Annotated in this window: 19 protein-coding genes and 1 tRNA gene; 14 read left to right on the forward strand and 6 right to left on the reverse strand. The window is 58.6% G+C overall.

Annotated elements, in window-relative coordinates; genetic code table 11:
* Nucleotide 1 precedes the first annotated feature (1 nt).
* The 9 genes from A7D27_RS13555 to trfA all read left to right on the forward strand — a co-directional run bounded on the left by A7D27_RS13555 (nt 2) and on the right by trfA (nt 7,164).
* Nucleotides 2–754, forward strand: coding sequence for an ABC transporter substrate-binding protein (locus A7D27_RS13555; protein WP_069559982.1), 753 nt, complete (start codon nt 2–4; stop codon nt 752–754).
* Nucleotides 755–810: 56 nt separating this feature from the next.
* Complete coding sequence (locus A7D27_RS13560) at nt 811–1,506, forward strand: ABC transporter permease (RefSeq protein WP_069559983.1); 696 nt, start codon at nt 811–813, stop codon at nt 1,504–1,506.
* Complete coding sequence (locus A7D27_RS13565) at nt 1,503–2,192, forward strand: ABC transporter permease (RefSeq protein WP_069559984.1); 690 nt, start codon at nt 1,503–1,505, stop codon at nt 2,190–2,192. Before A7D27_RS13560 ends, A7D27_RS13565 begins: the two co-directional genes overlap by 4 nt.
* Before the next feature lie 69 nt (nt 2,193–2,261).
* Entirely contained in the window at nt 2,262–3,521 is a 1,260-nt protein-coding gene (locus tag A7D27_RS13570) for a methyltransferase (protein WP_069565187.1), read from the forward strand.
* A gap of 234 nt (nt 3,522–3,755) precedes the next feature.
* A tRNA-Thr gene (locus A7D27_RS13575) sits at nt 3,756–3,831 on the forward strand.
* A gap of 168 nt (nt 3,832–3,999) precedes the next feature.
* Nucleotides 4,000–5,217: a tyrosine-type recombinase/integrase gene (locus tag A7D27_RS13580; RefSeq protein WP_069565188.1), complete on the forward strand. Its 1,218-nt coding sequence runs from the start codon at nt 4,000–4,002 to the stop codon at nt 5,215–5,217.
* Complete coding sequence (locus tag A7D27_RS27865; protein WP_139134094.1) at nt 5,214–5,948, forward strand: hypothetical protein; 735 nt, start codon at nt 5,214–5,216, stop codon at nt 5,946–5,948. Before A7D27_RS13580 ends, A7D27_RS27865 begins: the two co-directional genes overlap by 4 nt.
* Before the next feature lie 131 nt (nt 5,949–6,079).
* Nucleotides 6,080–6,283 carry an AlpA family transcriptional regulator gene (locus A7D27_RS27200; RefSeq protein ID WP_083265630.1) on the forward strand — a complete coding sequence of 68 codons (204 nt, stop codon included), beginning with the start codon at nt 6,080–6,082 and terminating at the stop codon, nt 6,281–6,283.
* Nucleotides 6,284–6,297: 14 nt separating this feature from the next.
* Nucleotides 6,298–7,164: a plasmid replication initiator TrfA gene (gene trfA, locus A7D27_RS27205; RefSeq protein ID WP_240923016.1), complete on the forward strand. Its 867-nt coding sequence runs from the start codon at nt 6,298–6,300 to the stop codon at nt 7,162–7,164.
* 278 nt (nt 7,165–7,442) lie between these two features.
* Here the strand turns inward: trfA and A7D27_RS13585 are convergent, their stop codons facing one another.
* Nucleotides 7,443–7,871, reverse strand: coding sequence for a hypothetical protein (locus tag A7D27_RS13585; protein ID WP_069565189.1), 429 nt, complete (start codon nt 7,869–7,871; stop codon nt 7,443–7,445).
* 96 nt (nt 7,872–7,967) lie between these two features.
* Nucleotides 7,968–8,891 carry a phage integrase N-terminal domain-containing protein gene (locus tag A7D27_RS13590; RefSeq protein WP_069565190.1) on the reverse strand — a complete coding sequence of 308 codons (924 nt, stop codon included), beginning with the start codon at nt 8,889–8,891 and terminating at the stop codon, nt 7,968–7,970.
* A gap of 978 nt (nt 8,892–9,869) precedes the next feature.
* On the opposite strand from A7D27_RS13590, the gene A7D27_RS13595 reads away from it, so the two are divergent.
* The 4 genes from A7D27_RS13595 (at nt 9,870) to A7D27_RS13610 (ending at nt 13,824) form a co-directional block, all read left to right on the forward strand.
* The gene (locus A7D27_RS13595) at nt 9,870–10,193 is read left to right on the forward strand and encodes a hypothetical protein (RefSeq protein WP_069565191.1); all 324 of its coding nucleotides are present in this window, start codon (nt 9,870–9,872) and stop codon (nt 10,191–10,193) included.
* Nucleotides 10,193–12,109, forward strand: a complete 1,917-nt coding sequence (locus tag A7D27_RS13600) for a hypothetical protein (RefSeq protein ID WP_069565192.1) — start codon at nt 10,193–10,195, stop codon at nt 12,107–12,109. The genes A7D27_RS13595 and A7D27_RS13600 overlap by 1 nt, the downstream gene beginning before the upstream one ends.
* A 604-nt stretch (nt 12,110–12,713) precedes the next feature.
* Nucleotides 12,714–12,935 carry a hypothetical protein gene (locus A7D27_RS13605; RefSeq protein ID WP_069565193.1) on the forward strand — a complete coding sequence of 74 codons (222 nt, stop codon included), beginning with the start codon at nt 12,714–12,716 and terminating at the stop codon, nt 12,933–12,935.
* A 73-nt stretch (nt 12,936–13,008) separates the two neighbouring features.
* A complete protein-coding gene (locus A7D27_RS13610; RefSeq protein ID WP_069565194.1) occupies nt 13,009–13,824 on the forward strand; it encodes a hypothetical protein in 816 nt (271 codons plus the stop codon).
* A gap of 60 nt (nt 13,825–13,884) precedes the next feature.
* On the opposite strand, the gene A7D27_RS28745 is transcribed toward A7D27_RS13610, so the two are convergent.
* The 4 genes from A7D27_RS28745 to A7D27_RS13620 form a co-directional block, all read right to left on the reverse strand.
* Nucleotides 13,885–14,007: a hypothetical protein gene (locus tag A7D27_RS28745; protein ID WP_256557167.1), complete on the reverse strand. Its 123-nt coding sequence runs from the start codon at nt 14,005–14,007 to the stop codon at nt 13,885–13,887.
* A gap of 305 nt (nt 14,008–14,312) precedes the next feature.
* Nucleotides 14,313–14,522 carry a hypothetical protein gene (locus A7D27_RS28750; RefSeq protein ID WP_083265633.1) on the reverse strand — a complete coding sequence of 70 codons (210 nt, stop codon included), beginning with the start codon at nt 14,520–14,522 and terminating at the stop codon, nt 14,313–14,315.
* A gap of 40 nt (nt 14,523–14,562) precedes the next feature.
* Nucleotides 14,563–14,859: a hypothetical protein gene (locus A7D27_RS13615; protein WP_069565195.1), complete on the reverse strand. Its 297-nt coding sequence runs from the start codon at nt 14,857–14,859 to the stop codon at nt 14,563–14,565.
* Between the two features lie 33 nt (nt 14,860–14,892).
* Nucleotides 14,893–15,177, reverse strand: coding sequence for a hypothetical protein (locus A7D27_RS13620; protein ID WP_069565196.1), 285 nt, complete (start codon nt 15,175–15,177; stop codon nt 14,893–14,895).
* A gap of 284 nt (nt 15,178–15,461) precedes the next feature.
* Here A7D27_RS13620 and A7D27_RS13625 point away from each other — a divergent pair, with 284 nt between their 5' ends.
* Nucleotides 15,462–15,983, forward strand: a complete 522-nt coding sequence (locus A7D27_RS13625; RefSeq protein WP_069565197.1) for a hypothetical protein — start codon at nt 15,462–15,464, stop codon at nt 15,981–15,983.
* Nucleotides 15,984–16,045: the final 62 nt, after the last annotated feature.

A 16,045-nucleotide genomic window follows, 5' to 3' on the forward strand; every position in this document is an offset into this window, starting at 1 on the left:
CATGAAGAACTACAAGAAGATCCTGCTGGCCGCTGCCGCCACCCTGGCCTTCGGCACCCACGCCGTGGCTGCCGACAAGCTGAGAATCGGCACCGAAGGCGCCTACCCGCCCTTCAACCTGATCGACGCCAGCGGCAAGGTCGGTGGCTTCGACATCGAGGTCGCCCAGGCCCTGTGCGCCAAGATGAAAGTCGAGTGCGACGTGGTCACCTCCGACTGGGACGGCATCATCCCGGCCCTGAATGCCAAGAAATTCGACTTCCTCGCCGCCTCGATGTCCATCACCGAGGAGCGCAAGCAGGCCGTCGACTTCACCGATCCCTACTACACCAACAAGCTGCAGTTCATCGCCCCCAAGGACGCTGACTTCAAGACCGACAAGGCCAGCCTGAAAGGCAAGGTCATCGGTGCCCAGCGCGCCACCATCGCCGGCACCTGGCTGGAAGACAACATGGCCGACGTGGTCGACATCAAGCTCTACGACACCCAGGAGAACGCCTACCTCGACCTGGCCTCCGGGCGCGTCGACGGCGTGCTGGCCGACAAGTTCGTGAACTGGGAATGGCTCAAGAGCGACGCCGGCAAGGGCTTCGAATTCAAGGGCGAGCCGGTGTTCGACAACGACAAGATCGCCATCGCCGTGCGCAAGGGCGACCCCCTGCGCGAGAAGCTGAACGCGGCCCTGAAGGAAATCGTCGCGGACGGCACCTACAAGAAGATCAACGACAAGTACTTCCCCTTCAGCATCTATTGATGCCCGCCTGACCGGCGCCGCCCACGCGGCGCCGGTCCCCAGCAGTAGCCTTGCAGATGAACCTCGACCTCCACGGATTCGGCCCCGCCCTGGCGGCCGGCACCCTCATGACCATCAAGCTGGCGCTCTGCGCGCTGTCGCTCGGTCTGGTGCTGGGTCTGCTCGGTGCGCTGGCCAAGACTTCCCCCAAGAAGCCGCTGCAGTGGCTTGGCGGGACCTACTCCACCATCGTGCGCGGTGTGCCCGAGCTGCTCTGGGTGCTGCTGATCTACTTCGGCACCGTGAACCTCATGCGCGCCATCGGCGAGAAGATCGGCGTGCCAGGCCTGGAACTGTCCGCCTTCGCCGCCGGCACCATCGCCCTCGGCCTGTGCTTCGGCGCCTACGCCACCGAGGTGTTCCGCGGCGCCATCCTGGCGATCCCCAAGGGGCACCGTGAGGCCGGCCTTGCACTGGGCCTGTCCAACGGTCGCATCCTCTGGCGCCTGATCCTGCCGCAGATGTGGCGCATCGCCCTGCCGGGCCTGGGCAACCTGTTCATGATCCTGATGAAGGACACCGCGCTGGTCTCGGTGATCGGCCTCGAGGAAATCATGCGTCGCTCGCAGATCGCCGTGACCGCCAGCAAGGAGCCCTTCACCTTCTACCTGGTGGCGGCCTTCATCTACCTGGGCCTGACCGTCCTCGCCATGATCGGCATGCACTGGCTGGAAAAACGCGCCGGGCGCGGCTTCAAGAGGAGCGCGGCATGAACTGGGACGTGATCATCAAGTACCTGCCGCGCCTGTTCGAAGGGGCGTTGCTGACCCTGGAGCTGGTGGCCATCGCCGTGATCGCCGGGCTGATCCTGGCACTGCCCATGGGCATCGCACGCGCCTCCCGCCACTGGTATGTGCGCGCCCTGCCCTACGGCTACATCTTCTTCTTCCGCGGCACGCCGCTGCTGGTGCAACTGTTCCTCGTCTACTACGGGCTGGCGCAGTTCGAGGCGGTACGCCACAGCGACCTGTGGCAGTACCTGCGCAGCCCGTTCTGGTGTGCCGTGATCACCATGACCCTGCACACCGCCGCCTACATCGCCGAGATCATCCGCGGCGCCATCCAGGCCATCCCGCCGGGTGAGATCGAGGCGGCGCGGGCACTGGGCATGTCCCAGGCCAAGACGCTGGTGCACATCATCCTGCCGCGTGCTGCGCGGATCGGCCTGCCGGCCTACAGCAACGAAGTGATCCTGATGCTCAAGGCCAGTGCCCTGGCCAGCACGGTGACCCTGCTGGAACTCACCGGCATGGCGCGCACCATCATCGCCCGCACCTACCTGCCGGTGGAGATCTTCTTCGCCGCCGGGATGTTCTACCTGGTGATCGCCTTCCTGCTGGTACGCGGCTTCCGCCTGCTGGAAAAATGGCTGCGGGTCGACGCCTGCCAAGGCCGCTGACCCTGACCGCCGCTCCCGCCCGGGAGCGGCGTATACTCCGGCACCCCGACACCACACACGTCCTCCCAGATGCCTCATCCCGCCCCGCTCCAGGGCGCCGAACTGCTGGAACGCTTCCAGGCGCTCGACCGTTTCCTCGTCGACGGGCAGCGCTTCTGGCAACCCGAGCCCTTCACCGAGCCCGTCCTGCCTTGGGAATCCGAGCTTCCCGAACTCGCGGCCTGGCTGCGCAGCCGGACACTGGAGCAGGCCGAAGCCGCACATGGCGATCTGGACCTGCCCGACGCCCCGACGCCCTTCGCCGGTCTGGCCGCTACAACGCGCAGCCTGACCGCACTGCCGCCGCTGGACAGCCTGGGCAACGGCGAATGGCCGGCCAGGCTGGAGCTGGATGTGCCCGGGCGCAAGTGGCAGCAGATCCGCGCCTTCGCCGATCACCTCACCTTCCAGCGCCAACCCCGGCACTGGCTGGACTGGTGCGCCGGCAAGGGCCACCTCGGCCGCGCCCTGGCCTGGCGCCACGGCGAACTCACAGCACTGGAGCTGGACCCACAGCTGGTGGAAGACGGGCAACGCCTGAGTGATCGCCTACCGATAAAGGCCCGGCACCGCCAGCAGGACGTGCTGGCACACGACACGGGCCATTGCCTGGCCCCGGAACACACCACCGTCGCCCTGCATGCCTGCGGCGACCTGCACGTGCGCCTCATGCAGTTGGCCAGCCAGGCCGGCTGCCAACAGCTCGCCATTGCCCCCTGCTGCTACAACCGGATTGCCAGCGAGGCCTACGCCCCGCTCTCCGCCGCCGCGCGGACCAGCACACTCCACCTGGACCGCCGGGACCTGCGCCTGGTGCAGAGCGAGACCGTCACCGCAGGCGCGCGCGTCCGCCGCCAGCGCGACCGTTCCATGGCCCGCCGCCTGGCCTTCGACCACCTGCAGCGGCAACTGCGCGGCAGCGACACCTACCTGCCCACGCCATCCCTGCCTGTGGCCTGGCTGAACAAGCCGTTCGACCGGTATTGCCATGACCTGGCAGCCCTTCGCGCGCTCACCATCACCACGGAGCCGGACTGGGCAGCGCTGGAAGCCCTCGGCTGGCAACGCCTGGCCCAGGTGCGCAACCTGGAGTTGCTGCGGGCCCTCTACCGGCGACCCCTGGAATGCTGGCTGCTGCTGGACCGGGCGCTGTATCTGGAAGAGCAGGGCTACCGGGTCAAGGCCGGCCCCTTCTGCGCCCACCGCCTGACCCCGCGCAACCTGATGCTCCTGGCCGAACGCGAAAAATTGCCCACAGAACCTGTGGATAACTCTGTTGATGCTTTCTGAGAAACCCCCCGAAACGCTTTCAAACCGCCACGCCAGCCGAGCCGCTCACTTTCTGGCCAAGTCGACAAAACGCTGGTGAGACAGCCACTTGCTGCACTTCTGCGAACAGCGTCACAGGCTCGCTGCACGATCGTCCCAGCTTCATGCCTTTTGTGCATAAGCATCGGCCGACATCACACCCTCCCATCAAGGGTGGTTTACTCGGCCCAGCCAATCGCTATAATGGCGCCCCTCGCCGGTATAGCTCAGCAGGTAGAGCAACTGACTTGTAATCAGTAGGTCCCGGGTTCGATTCCTGGTGCCGGCACCATCTAAACGCTTCATGCAGTGCCAAGCAGTGTCATGAACGCCCCAGGAAGCCCGCCTAGTGCGGGCTTTCTGTTTCATGCGGTGCCATCAAGTGCCATCCAAGCGCTTGCCATTTGAGTACCCACACAAGTACCTTTGATTGGTTCAAAAATCTTTGGGTACTCGATTGATGCCACTGACCGTCCTGCAGGTGAAGAACGCCGCGCCACGCGACAAGGATTACGGCCTTGCCGATGGAGGCGGATTATTTCTGTGGATTCGTGCCGCTGGAGGAAAATCCTGGCGATTCCGCTTCCGCCTGGACGGTAAGCAGTCCCACATTTCCCTAGGCACCTTCGACAAGGTGACACTGGCACAAGCCCGCCAGCTGGCCTCTGAGGCACGCCAACTCGTAGCACAAGGCAAACATCCAGGGCTTGAACGTGAGACCAAAAGAGCGCAGGCGGCAATAGCCCGAGCTAATACCTTCAAGACGCTAGCGCTGGAATGGCATCAACACAAAGCACCTCGATGGTCGGCGGGATACTCCAGCGACGTTTTGGAAGCCTTCGAGCGGGACATCTTCCCCCAAGTGGGAAGCCTGCCCCTCGCCACCATCAAGCCAATGCAGTGGCTGCACGTCTTCCGCAGGATCGAGGCACGGGGAGCGCTTGAGGTCCTGCGCAAGACTCGCCAGCGTTGCCAAGAGGTGTACCGCTATGCAATCGCTACTGGCCGTGCTGAATACAACCCCATAGCGGATGTTGGTGGCGCATTACAGACGCCCACCTCAAAACACTATCCGTTCTTACCCATTACAGAGCTTCCGGAGCTGTTGCGCTCCATCCAGGCCTGCCCAGGTAACGACATCGTCAAGATCGCCACTCGCCTTTTGATTCTGACGGGGGTGCGAACGGCTGAGCTGAGGGGGGCTCCTTGGTCGGAGTTTGACCTTGATAAGGCGCTCTGGCTGATCCCTGCTGCGCGCATGAAGATGCGTCGCGCTCACCTGATCCCACTCTCCAAGCAGGCGGTGGCGGCAATCCGTGAGCTGGAAAGCATTACTGGTGGCTACACGCTCGCGTTTCCTGGCCGTATCGATCCGGCAAAGCCCATGAGCGAGGCCGCGATCAACCAACTGCTGAAGCGCTCTGGCTACGACGGGCGTGCCACAGGTCATGGATTCCGCCACACGATGTCCACCACTTTGCACGAGCAGGGATATCCCAGCGAGTGGGTCGAAACCCAGTTGGCGCATGTGGACAAGAACAGCATTCGCGGCACCTACAACCATGCCCAATATCTGGAGGGGCGGCGAGAGATGCTTCAGTGGTATGCCGATCACTTGGATGCTCTGCCATGCAGCAGCACTGGAAATTCCATCGCAGCGGGGGAGAAAGACGCATGAATGATGATGTGATGCGCCTGTCTGATTTGGTGCCGGAATACGCTCGCTACTACAAGGTTAGTTCTAAAGAAGCTGCGCATGATCTGCATGAAGTCATTCGAGAGCTACATATGGAGTACAGTGAGATCCAGAAAAACAAACTGTCGCCGAACGATATATTTTGGGTCGGGAAAACGGGATTACCACTAAGGTCAACCAGAATTTACAACCTTAGCTTTGAAGGGCTTAGCAAATACTTTGATTCAATTCGAAATCCTCTACCCGGCCTCGACAACAGTCTCGTAGAGTGTTTCTGTGCGAGCGATGCTGACTTCAAAAAAATCCCAGCAAGCACGATATACGCATCAAAACAATCCCTTAGCGAGCGGATGCTTAGTGTAGGATTTGAAAGGTCTGATTTCCTATTAGATAGCAGCTCAACTTCACAACCTGAAACTGGCCACGACGAAGAATCATTTAAGACCATCGAACTTAACTACATCAGTTTAATTATTAATGGACTGATCGAGCTAATCAAAGAGGTCGACAAAGCTCATACAGATAAGCCTCTCAAACCAGAAGCCAGGGAGCGAGCGGAAAAAATTAAACTTCGCGCCTCACAACTTCACTCACAGCGTAAGAACTCTGACCCAAGTCCGTCAATTCAAAATCTGGCAGACGCTGCCGGCGTGAAAATACCGAGAAGCGTGCAGACCATTAGAAAGTACATGGGAAGATCATCTTCTCAATGACTCAGGTAGATTTTCATAGGGTGTGACTATTTTTGGTATTTCCTAGAGAAAAAGGTAATTACCATGACTCCTAGCTTGAGGTGCTATTGAATCCCTAGCCATCCAATCCGGTCCCAAGGAGTGCCGTCCAGATGGCTAGCCAACCTGCCACCCCCCTGCTGCTTCGCCTTCCCAGTGTCTGTGCGCTGGTGGGGCTGAGCAAATCTCAAATATATCGAATGATTCGGGCGGGCGAGTTCCCTGTGGGTATTTCGCTCGGCGCGAACTCTGTGGCATGGCCTGCCGAGCAGGTGCATGCCTGGGTTGCAGAAAAAATAAGCACATCTTCTCGTTAACGATGTCTGCAAATATGCCACTCCCTAGTCGCATTTTTGACAGATTAGAAGAAAACCGAAAGCGCTCTCGCACTAAATCGCAAGAGGTTGAGGTCGAGAATTTTCGTAGCTTACTGCCGAGCTGGCCAGACTCAGTTCGGCGCACCCCGAACGTTGCTCTTCGTTCAGCACTGTTTGGAGCAGTCAGCAAGGGATACCGCCCATACTTTGAGCGAGTAAAGATTAACGCTCTTGGCGGAATCAGCATAACTTATACAGGAGCCCTACTTGACCAGGGTGACTTGGATGTCTGGGAAACTGTACTGCACTTGGCTCGAACGCAAGAACTAGGATCAGAGTGTCGGGTAACTGCCTACCGACTGTTAAAAGAACTTGGCAAAACCGATACAGGAAAGAACCGAGCGATCTTAGATCGGCACCTCAGCAGGATGAGTGCGACCGCTTTACAAGTTCGGGTAGGCGAGCATTCGTATGAGGGCAGCCTGATTCACGAGGTCTACCGTGATCATGAGACGCGGACTTATGTCATTCGATTGAACCCCAATCTCCGCGTCCTGTTTCTTGCTGACCAGTTCACTGATGTGGATTGGGCTGTGCGGCAAGAGTTACATGGACGACCGCTTGCGCAATGGCTGCATGGATTCTATGCGTCGCACGCAAGACCATACGATCTGAGGATCGAAACTTTACATCGGCTATGTGGAAGCCGAGCTACCTCCTTATCTGACTTCAAAAAAGACTTGCGCCGGGCACTGGACTCTGTGGAAGAAGCACGCGACGCAGCAGGGCAGCCTTTTAGGTATTCAATAGAGGGGAGCCTGGTACGAGTCAAAACCACTCCTAGCCCATCTCAGCGGCGGCACCTGACCAGTAAGCGCTGATACCGTTCCAGCACCCCCGTGATGCCGTTCTAGCACCCCCGACTACCGTTCCAGCACTCCGGCGATACCGTTCCAGCACCCCTGCAGATACCGTTCCAGCACCCCTGCAGATACCGTTCCTGCACTCCAAACATGAGGCATTGATATCGGCCTGCAGCCCAGAAGGAATCTGCTGTGCAGGGATTTTTGCTAGAGCCAGTAATCTGTTTTTAATCATATTTAATCGCTAGCTGTCTGGCTGCGAACGCCTAGCGGCTTTAATCGCATGCTGCTCGGGTCTAATTTACGGCGGTGGTACGCTCTGCCCGAAGGGCATATCTCACCGCCGCAGCTGTTTCATCGGTGCCGGCCGCCCAGGACTCCATCAGTACGTTTAGCTGATCGATCCTGTTCTGCATGGACTTGCCGCGCTCTTGGGCCCTAGCCATAGCGCCCAGAGCCTCATCACGATCTTGATCAGCAATGGAGAGAATTCCCCGGAGATTGTCCATCTCGTAGTGATGGTTTCTTTCTGTCGCGGCCAGCTTCTCCAGATGTTGTTGTTCGACTACCTCCGCTTCATCACGGTGCTCCCGAAGCAGGGCCTTTTGTCGAGCCACACTGGCCTCCAGTGTGGCCTCAATCCGCAATCTCGCTTTTTTCCCTTCGATAAGCAGTAGCACCAGTAGAGCATTCGCTATCAGGAGCGCGCCGATCACGAACAGCAAGCAACTGCTGATCCAGCTGGGGTCAATGTTCGGATTCAAAATAGGTACACCTCGGCATCCTAAGTTTGAAAAAATAATTTCCAGGAGACACCATCCTCATCGCCCGAGGTAGTGCGTTGACACGTCCTCACGGGAATGCCCCAGCTCTTCGACAACCGCTAGGCGTGCAAAGCGATCCAGCTCCCAGTTCTGGGCTCTGAGATTCCCTCCCTCAACAGGGGAGCGACTACCCGAATAGTGGGCATAGCGCTCGTTGGCGAACGCATGACGCAGACCATGTGAAGTCACGCCAAGCTGAGCTTTGGTCAGCCCTGCCTTGGCAACAATTCGGCTGTAGTGTCCAAGCGCCTGTTTCAACGACTTGCCTGGATCGGCGGTGCTGGCCGTACGGCGATCAGCAAAGGTTTTAGCTCGGTCAATCAGCTCTCGCCGTTCTGGTGTATCAATAGGCACCGTACGATCCCTGCCGCCTTTTGTGCCGATGCTGACGGCCAGATAGCCGCCCTTGTCCGCCAGATGAGGGCGCAGCATGATCGACTCTTTGACCCGGAGACCAAACCGAAGCTGCAGCTCCACCTGGAGTGCGACACGTTCATCCAGGGCGCGTAGGTCATCGAGCTTTTTCGTAACGCTCACGCCATTTGCCTCCCACCCCTTGTCCTGGGTGTTAATCGACGTTCTGGCGGCCTCATGATTCGGGAAATAGCGCTCAGCGCTCTCAACCATGCCCTCCTTGCCAATCCAGGAGGCAAATGTCCTCAGGGTGGAAAGGCGATTCTGCAGAGTCGAGGAGGAAAGCCCCTTGCTCAGCCAGTGTTTGGTCAGCGCTTCTACATGGCGACCTTTTAGCTGCCTGACATTGTCCAGCTTGTAACCCATTTCTCTCAGGTCAGTGAACGCCTGGTAGAGGACTGTCGAGCGCTTGTGCTGCGTCTCGTGACTGGCAACTGTCCCGTCTGATGCCTTGATACCGTTGTGCTCCTTGAGCACAGATGCCAGTGAGGATTTCCAGCCGGCCATAACTGCTCCTGGTGTCTCTGATGGAGGGAAGTGCGCGTATGGAGATACGTGAAAGCGAACTTGCTGCCTTGAGCACCATCTCTGGCACACAGGACACCCCTGGAGGGGCGGACAACCCAATTTGGGCTCCGGCCAGCCTGCTGGGCTGGTTTTGCATCGCCGGCAAGGCCTTGCGGTCTGGCTAACCCTGCCGCGTCATCATCGGGCCGCGAGCAATGCTCAGAGCGTGCAGCGATGAAGAGCGCGTTGAGGCTCCAGTAACGCAAGCCCGCACCTAGATGCGGCTACTACGGTTTCGCAACGTGCGCTCCAGGACTCCAATCCTCCTGGCCGTTACGTGGTATGTGCCAGCGAGACGAGTGCGGTTTGCACCCATACTCACTGTCTGCCCCCGCTGGCAGACCACACCCTAGGCGGGAAGCGCTTGGCGCTCTGTGTGGATCATCATCACTACATCCCGCTCGATCCGAGATCCCAGGCCGAGCGTTTGAACCACCTCCATCGTTGATTGGAATCAATCCGTCCAACGACCCATGGGCGTTGGACGGACGCCCTTGGTCTGTAGTTGCGGGCCAGGCTGATGACAGCCTCAACCCGCGTTGACCCTCTCACTTCTGCGATGACGCAGTGAGATCGAGGGCGGTTGCTCCAGAGAATCAAGCAAACCCTTAGCACGAGACTCGTTCGCGAGTTTCGCCCTACCGGGCTCATCAGTCGTGCGCGAAAAATTCCTTCACCTGCTGTGATCATTTTTCGAGAAGCCCCGAGCCCAGTTCAACCGAACCCGGTGTAGTTGCATGCACCCACTCTCTTTTCTGGCCTGCGGCTCAGAAAAGAGAGTGGGTGCCACGGCTCACCAATGCCTCAATTCCAAACAGGCGAAATGGGGAGTTGATGCAAGTGCGTGTGGTTCAGTGGAGGTGGGGGGATGGTGGCCGTTAGGCTCGGTGGGTGTGAGCCAATTGGGGGGAACCCGCTATGAAAATCGACAAAATTTCCACCGGACTGGACTGGCTGCTTCAGAGGTTGCCTAGAGCGTCACTGTGGACATTCCGCACCGCTGCGGTGTTGCTCGCTATTGGAATGATTCATATCGCCGCCGCAGCCATGATTGACGGCTACACAGCTAGAGTTCTGGAGCAATACGCACGAGCAGAGGCTGAGCGCTCGATCCTCGCCCTACCACTAGGCCATATCCTGGGCAGTGTGGGGGTGATCATGTTGTGGCTGTGGGTGCCTATGATTCTGACCCGCCTCCTCCTCGGTCTGCGTGCGCGCCTATGGCGTCGGGCAGGTCAGTGATGAGCACTGCGACGGCAGAAAATTTCGCGGGATTCAACTGGGTTTTTGCGCTGTGGGATAGCGCTGCATTAACGATCATTGCTGCCACCGAGCCGGTGTTTATGGTGCTACACCAGTTCAGTACGGCACTAATAGTTGTGGTGGGTTTTGCGTGGTGTTTTTTGATTGCCCTGCGGGTTCGCGAGGGAATTGCTGGTGTCCTGGCTGGCGGGCTTCTGATTTTCGCGTTGGTGCTGCCGTATCTCATGAAGCCTGCGGCGGTCCAGCTCCCCAGCGGCGCCACTGTGCAGATGGTGGAGGCTCAGGCGCTGACGCTAAAATTTGTCATGTCGGCGCACAGAATTTTCCAGTCTCTTATTGAGCCGGTGCTGAATACGCACTCGGCGGCAGGGACAATCGTGCCGGCTCAGGCTGCGATTGACGATATCGTTGGGCGATCGGCAGACGTGTTTGCCGGCAGTGATCTGGCTCAGCTCATACGCGACTACAACGCCAGCTGTGTTCCCCACACCAACAATCTGACTGGACCAGAGCGTGCCACCAAGATCGAGGCCCTGCATTCCATTGGATTGCTCGGCGGGGGCGGATTGGGCATTCCAGATCAGGAAATTAACCTGATTTCCCAGGCGCGTACGGCTCTCTCTTCTTCCTGGACATTTGTGTCCGGTGGCTGGGCCACGTATTTCCTGGGAGGCGGGGAAGCCCGCAAAGGATTGGAGCGGGTGTTGGATCAACGAGCCATGCAGACCAGGCGTGAGGAAGGCCTGCGTATGCTCGAACACGTCGGACCGTTCATGGGAGGACGCTACAAGCTCCCGGCGCAGGACTTTTGGGCCGCTAAATTCTCAGGCAAATCGGAGGCTCAGCCTACGTACTTGCCGATCAGCCTGATACCTAGCCAGAAACCTGTCGTGGTCGCCCCCGCCGAATTCGAGGAAATCCATTTTCAGCCCTCCAGCTGCGTCGAGGCCTATCGGGTGGCCCAGCTCGGAGCTGAGCAGGCCTACCAAGCGCTGCGCGAGTCGGGTGAGGTCATCGCGGGTGGCCAGCGCGTTAGTGCAGAGGTTGGTGCGGTTAGTACGGCGGTTGCCTGGCAGCGGTTTATGGCTCGGTCGCTACAGCACACAACCGACCTTTCGGCTGAGGGAAGTGAGGTAGCCGGGGGCATTCTGGCCAGCGCTCAAATGTTCAAAAATTTCAAAGGCTGGCTCGATCTGCAGACGCTTCTACCTGGGTACGTAATTTTGGCGGCTTGGGTTTTCTGGATTGTTCTGTTACTTGCGCCGTTGTTCCTGCTACTAGTTCCGTTGCGGGGAGGGCAGATAATCGCTCAGTGGCTGGCACTTCTATTGCTGCCTGTGGTTGGGGTGATGGTGGCCCAGATTGTGAATTTTGGGGCGTCCATGGTCATGGCGGCTGTAGCGGTTGGTCAGGCCGGCGCTGCCAGCGGGTGGACGGGGGCAGGAGCTGACTACGACGCGTTGCGCGGGATGATGACGGGACTGGCTACAGGCGTCCTTGGTTTCGCAACGTGGATCACCGGCAGCATGCTAGGCGTTTCACTGAGCGGGTTGGCCGGGAGTTTGTCGGGGGCAGTTGCGACAGCCAGTGAGGCGGGTGCCTTCGTATCTAAGGCTGTTGGGATGGCCATGCTGGTAGGGCGTCTGGGCCGAATGGGAGGCGCAGCCAATATGAGCCGGCGTAGACCAGGTAGCGAGTCAGGCGGGCAGACCGCTTCTCGAAATTCTGCTGGTGTCGCAGGTACTAGCAGGGCTCCATCGGCAACCCGTATAGTTATGACGCAGTTCACTCCTGCAAGCTCTCGAACCAGGAGGCTAGGTGGAGCGAACGCAAAGGGGGCGCCGTCGCTTAATCCGCCCAAGAAGCCAACGCCACCTACCACACCTACTATCTAGTTTCGGGCAAGAGGGACGGCGCCGACCGTCCTGGTGCCGGCGATGACGCCACATTAGTGGGGCACGCCGGCACGGCCCAACCCCTACCCAGAAAAACTCATAAAACCCTCAGCAACCCCACGTTTTCCTGTAGCAGGCATTAGCGCCGCCGAGGAATAGCGCTGTCGAATTCTGCATTCCCACTGACCCAGCGCTGAGTATGCGCCGTCAAACCGTTGCAGCCCCCTAAGCCTGCTCTCCCCGGCCACTGACAAGCCCACAAAAACCACTGAGAAATAACCGTCATTCATCGCCGCGTAGTGGCGCTTCTTCCGGGTGCCACGGCCATTCCCCTAGGTATCGCTTCGGCGCCCTCAATTCCCAGTACGGGAACCGACGATTTTTCCTGACTGCTCGATGACACGCGTCTCCCTCGGGGTAGCGTTCCAGCTGTCATGAGCAGAGGTTTTCGTTATGGGAAGGTTGCTGGTGGGTTTTATGTGTTTTGGTGGGGGTTTCTGGCTGGGCTCTTATCGAGTGCTACCGCTGTGGGCTATCGGCCTACTGATCTTTTTGGCGGCTGGCCTGTTGGGCGTGGTGGAGTGGCTGGAACAACGGGAGGGGCATGACGATGATGCAGGCTGACCTGGATGAATTGATGGTTGTCAGCTGCCTATTCCCTGGCATGCAGTGGGCAGCCTCCGAGACGCGACCTGTGCTCATCGGTAGAGACGGAAACATTCTGCGTCTGTACTGGATGCCGTTGCTGCTATGGCTGGATGAATGTTGCGCCTTGCTTTTCATTGAGCAGCTCAACCGCAAGGGTGTACGTCAGCTTAATGAATGATGGCAAAATGACGCCAATTTGCAGATGCAAATTACAGCCTACCGAAAGGCAATAGAAATCAATGGAAGGACATATGCGTACGCTATTTAAGTTTGCGGCAATCATTATTGCCGGCTCGTTTCTCGTAGGCTGCGGCGATGAGGACTACACGGGCGCCTATCGGTTACACGCGCCCAATGATCTGACCTTTGTTCTCACAATCCGAGGGGATGACGCGGATATCTTTGTGGAAAAAGGGCGGGAAGCCCGGATCAAACCCTTGGGCAGGATGAAGGTGTCAGTTAAAGGCGAGAAGCTGTTTCTTGATGACGTAAACAGCGATGAACGATGGGTTATGACACGCAACGTGGACGAGAGAAGTCTCGATTGCTTGAACTGCGAAGCACTTAATCTCAAGGATACCGTGCACTGGAAGTATGACCCCCAAGGGCCATATGACCTGGAGCAGCTTTTGAAGGAGCAGGCCCGCAAGGATGAGGAGGCCCGTAATGCTGCACTGGAAAAGGTACAGAAGGAAGCCTTGGAGCAGGCACGCAGAAAATCAGAGGCCGCGAAACTGACACCTTATGAAGGCGATTGGGTCTATCAACGCACCACGAAGCATGATCCGTTGACCATCATGGGCATCTGGCGTGAGAAACAGATCAGGGTCTGGTCGTTCAAGTTCGAAAGTATGGATCGCCTGGGGTATGAGACTCCAGGGTTCGGGGTAACAGATGCCGGCTTGAAGATCGGCGCAGGCCCCGACGCGCACCTCTACACCCTCAGCGCAGATAAAAAGGTACTGACCTGCATGGACTGCAGTAAGCCGGTGCGTTGGGCCAAGGCGGACCCCAAAAAGGATCTCAGTGATCGTCACTACGCCCGTAAGATGGCTGGCAACCCGTGACGCCCTGACAGCAACCTGCCTTGAGAGCGGCGAGTGCCCAATGGCACTCGCCGGTCGTCGCTAGATCAATCCAAACCACAGTGGCAGATGGGGGAGTTGCAGCAGCGCCACCATGACGATGGTGGCTCCCCAAGCCCCCTCCAGTTTCCATTCCCACTTCAGCTCAATCCGTACTTTCTTCATCGTTTCTCTCCTGATCTTTATCACGGTGAATGGCGTTGGTGCCGTCCGTGCGTTGGCCATGTTCTGGTGCGTTTGCGCGTGCCAGAAGCTGCCCTTTCCAAAAAAACATGCCACCGGAAAAACCCAAGTGGTGTGTTGAGGATGATGAAGAGGTGATCGAAATGGCGCTCTATCTGGGCCCTGTAGCGGGCCGCGCTACAACCTGCGGAAAGGCGAAGTACCTTTTTTCCGTGCCACCAGCCCGAGGTCGAGCTGCGCTGTGTTTTTTCGCGGAAGCGAAAAACCAGGATGACAGTCCCTGCGGCTTACAGCTCGACGCTGAACTCTCGAATCCCAATCCCGGAAGCGAAGCGTTCCACGGCGGTCAGGCTAGCCCAGAGGCGCACCGGTTCACGCCGCGAGCGCACGGGCAGCCAGGTGGCGCCGAGGCGGGTGGCCAGCGTCCAGCCTTCCCCGCCCGGCCCACGTGTGACCTGGAACTCTCGGGCGGCGCCGGTCTCGATCAGCGCTTGCAGGGTGTCCTGGTCGATGGCTTTACACGTGATTGAGCCGCGCTTATAGCAGCGGAGTATGGGCGCGCCACTGCCGCCAGAGTGCCTCGAACGTGTCGCCATAACCCAATTCATCTGGGTATGCCCGGTTATGAGCGACCCAGGTGATCAGGCGCAGGCTGTCGGCGACCAGCGCGTCATCGATGGCCCAAAAACTGGTGGGATCGAACCCACCGCTTTCGCAGGTGTTGAGCCATGCCAACAGCAGGTCGGCAACGTGGCGGCTTTGGTCGGTATCGCCCTGGGCGACAACGAGCAGGCGTTCAAGGGCGGCGCGGGTATCCAGGTCCATCGTGGCCATCAGGTACCTCTGTTCTATGGGGTTGGGTAAGCACTACAGCCCCAAGTCGGCAGAGTCGGCGATGAAGCTCAGCCAACCGCCTGCTTCGCTCTGTTCGCCCTGCTTGATCTCACCGCGTAGCGCCAGACCATTAGGCATAGCCACGGTCACATGGGTTGCGTCGGTGGGGCCATTCAGGTTTCCGTCAAAGTGCAGTACCGACAAACCGCCGCCAGCGCCTTGCAGGCGAATAGGCATAGCTGGGTTCTCGATCCGTACAGGGTCGCGGCCGCAATATTCGGCGCTAATGGTCACATCGGCAGGGCCTTGGTAGGACATGGGTGAGTTCCTTTTCGAGAGAGGCACAGGGACTGCGTAAAGCCAGCAGTACCATCGATGGTACGCCGAGAGGTAAGGTTCTGGCAGCCAGGACGCAGCAAAAAGCCCACCGAAGTGGGCTTGTCTGCGGGGGTCTATTTACCAATGGCTCCGTTATGCGCAGCGCGTGACGGTCATGCCCAGGGGCCTCCACGCCACCCATTCCACCACATGAGCAACAGGAGGGCGACGACGCTGATGGCGCGAAGTACTATCGGCGCATCTGAAATTGCAATGGAATAGATATGGAAAGTCTCGGAAGCCTCCCGCCAGGCTGGCTGCTGTGGTTAGCAGGGCTAGTGCTCGCTTTCTGGAAATGGAAATGGCTCTTTAAACCCGCTAAGTGGCTCTACACGCGACTCATGCCGCCTAAGCGATTCGAAGTGTCCTATGAAGCGCTGGAGGGGGCCAATGCGGCGTTCAGAGAGATGCAAAGCCAAGATATGCGGGGGCACGGGATACCCCTTATCCACTTCTATACCGTGGACATTTCAACCCACGATTCACCCATCTCTATTAAGAAGGTGTGGGTTTGTACGGTATCAGGCGAAGAGTTCAAAGCGTGGCGCCTAGGGCACGAGTTTAAGGAGCCTGACGAGAAGGTTCGCATCGAGAGCCAGGCCATCAAGTCATTTCACATACAGGCCCCGTACAACAAGCAGCCTGACACTGTCGCCACGATCCACGTCCAGTACAATGGCAAGGTGAAAATCATCCACCTTCTGAACCTTTGGGGTAGGTTCAAACTGGCGCTAGGCTTGGGTTAGCGCGTTCGATGGAAGGCATTTTCGGGGCTACATCACGACGCATCGTGGTGCCTCTGGACTTC

Source organism: Pseudomonas sp. 1D4, from assembly GCF_001728925.1.
Lineage (GTDB): Bacteria > Pseudomonadota > Gammaproteobacteria > Pseudomonadales > Pseudomonadaceae > Metapseudomonas > Metapseudomonas otitidis.

Bases quoted from the DNA above. Each gene is read 5' to 3' on its own strand.
- A7D27_RS13555 (WP_069559982.1), top strand. From the start codon at position 2: ATGAAGAACTACAAGAAGATCCTGCTGGCCGCTGCCGCCACCCTGGCC.
- A7D27_RS13560 (WP_069559983.1), top strand. From the start codon at position 811: ATGAACCTCGACCTCCACGGATTCGGCCCCGCCCTGGCGGCCGGCACC.
- A7D27_RS13565 (WP_069559984.1), top strand. From the start codon at position 1,503: ATGAACTGGGACGTGATCATCAAGTACCTGCCGCGCCTGTTCGAAGGG.
- A7D27_RS13570 (WP_069565187.1), top strand. From the start codon at position 2,262: ATGCCTCATCCCGCCCCGCTCCAGGGCGCCGAACTGCTGGAACGCTTC.
- A7D27_RS13580 (WP_069565188.1), top strand. From the start codon at position 4,000: ATGCCACTGACCGTCCTGCAGGTGAAGAACGCCGCGCCACGCGACAAG.
- A7D27_RS27865 (WP_139134094.1), top strand. From the start codon at position 5,214: ATGAATGATGATGTGATGCGCCTGTCTGATTTGGTGCCGGAATACGCT.
- A7D27_RS27200 (WP_083265630.1), top strand. From the start codon at position 6,080: ATGGCTAGCCAACCTGCCACCCCCCTGCTGCTTCGCCTTCCCAGTGTC.
- trfA (WP_240923016.1), top strand. From the start codon at position 6,298: ATGCCACTCCCTAGTCGCATTTTTGACAGATTAGAAGAAAACCGAAAG.
- A7D27_RS13590 (WP_069565190.1), bottom strand. From the start codon at position 8,891: ATGGCCGGCTGGAAATCCTCACTGGCATCTGTGCTCAAGGAGCACAAC.
- A7D27_RS13595 (WP_069565191.1), top strand. From the start codon at position 9,870: ATGAAAATCGACAAAATTTCCACCGGACTGGACTGGCTGCTTCAGAGG.
- A7D27_RS13600 (WP_069565192.1), top strand. From the start codon at position 10,193: ATGAGCACTGCGACGGCAGAAAATTTCGCGGGATTCAACTGGGTTTTT.
- A7D27_RS13605 (WP_069565193.1), top strand. From the start codon at position 12,714: ATGACGATGATGCAGGCTGACCTGGATGAATTGATGGTTGTCAGCTGC.
- A7D27_RS13610 (WP_069565194.1), top strand. From the start codon at position 13,009: ATGCGTACGCTATTTAAGTTTGCGGCAATCATTATTGCCGGCTCGTTT.
- A7D27_RS28745 (WP_256557167.1), bottom strand. From the start codon at position 14,007: ATGAAGAAAGTACGGATTGAGCTGAAGTGGGAATGGAAACTGGAGGGG.
- A7D27_RS13615 (WP_069565195.1), bottom strand. From the start codon at position 14,859: ATGGCCACGATGGACCTGGATACCCGCGCCGCCCTTGAACGCCTGCTC.
- A7D27_RS13620 (WP_069565196.1), bottom strand. From the start codon at position 15,177: ATGTCCTACCAAGGCCCTGCCGATGTGACCATTAGCGCCGAATATTGC.
- A7D27_RS13625 (WP_069565197.1), top strand. From the start codon at position 15,462: ATGGAAAGTCTCGGAAGCCTCCCGCCAGGCTGGCTGCTGTGGTTAGCA.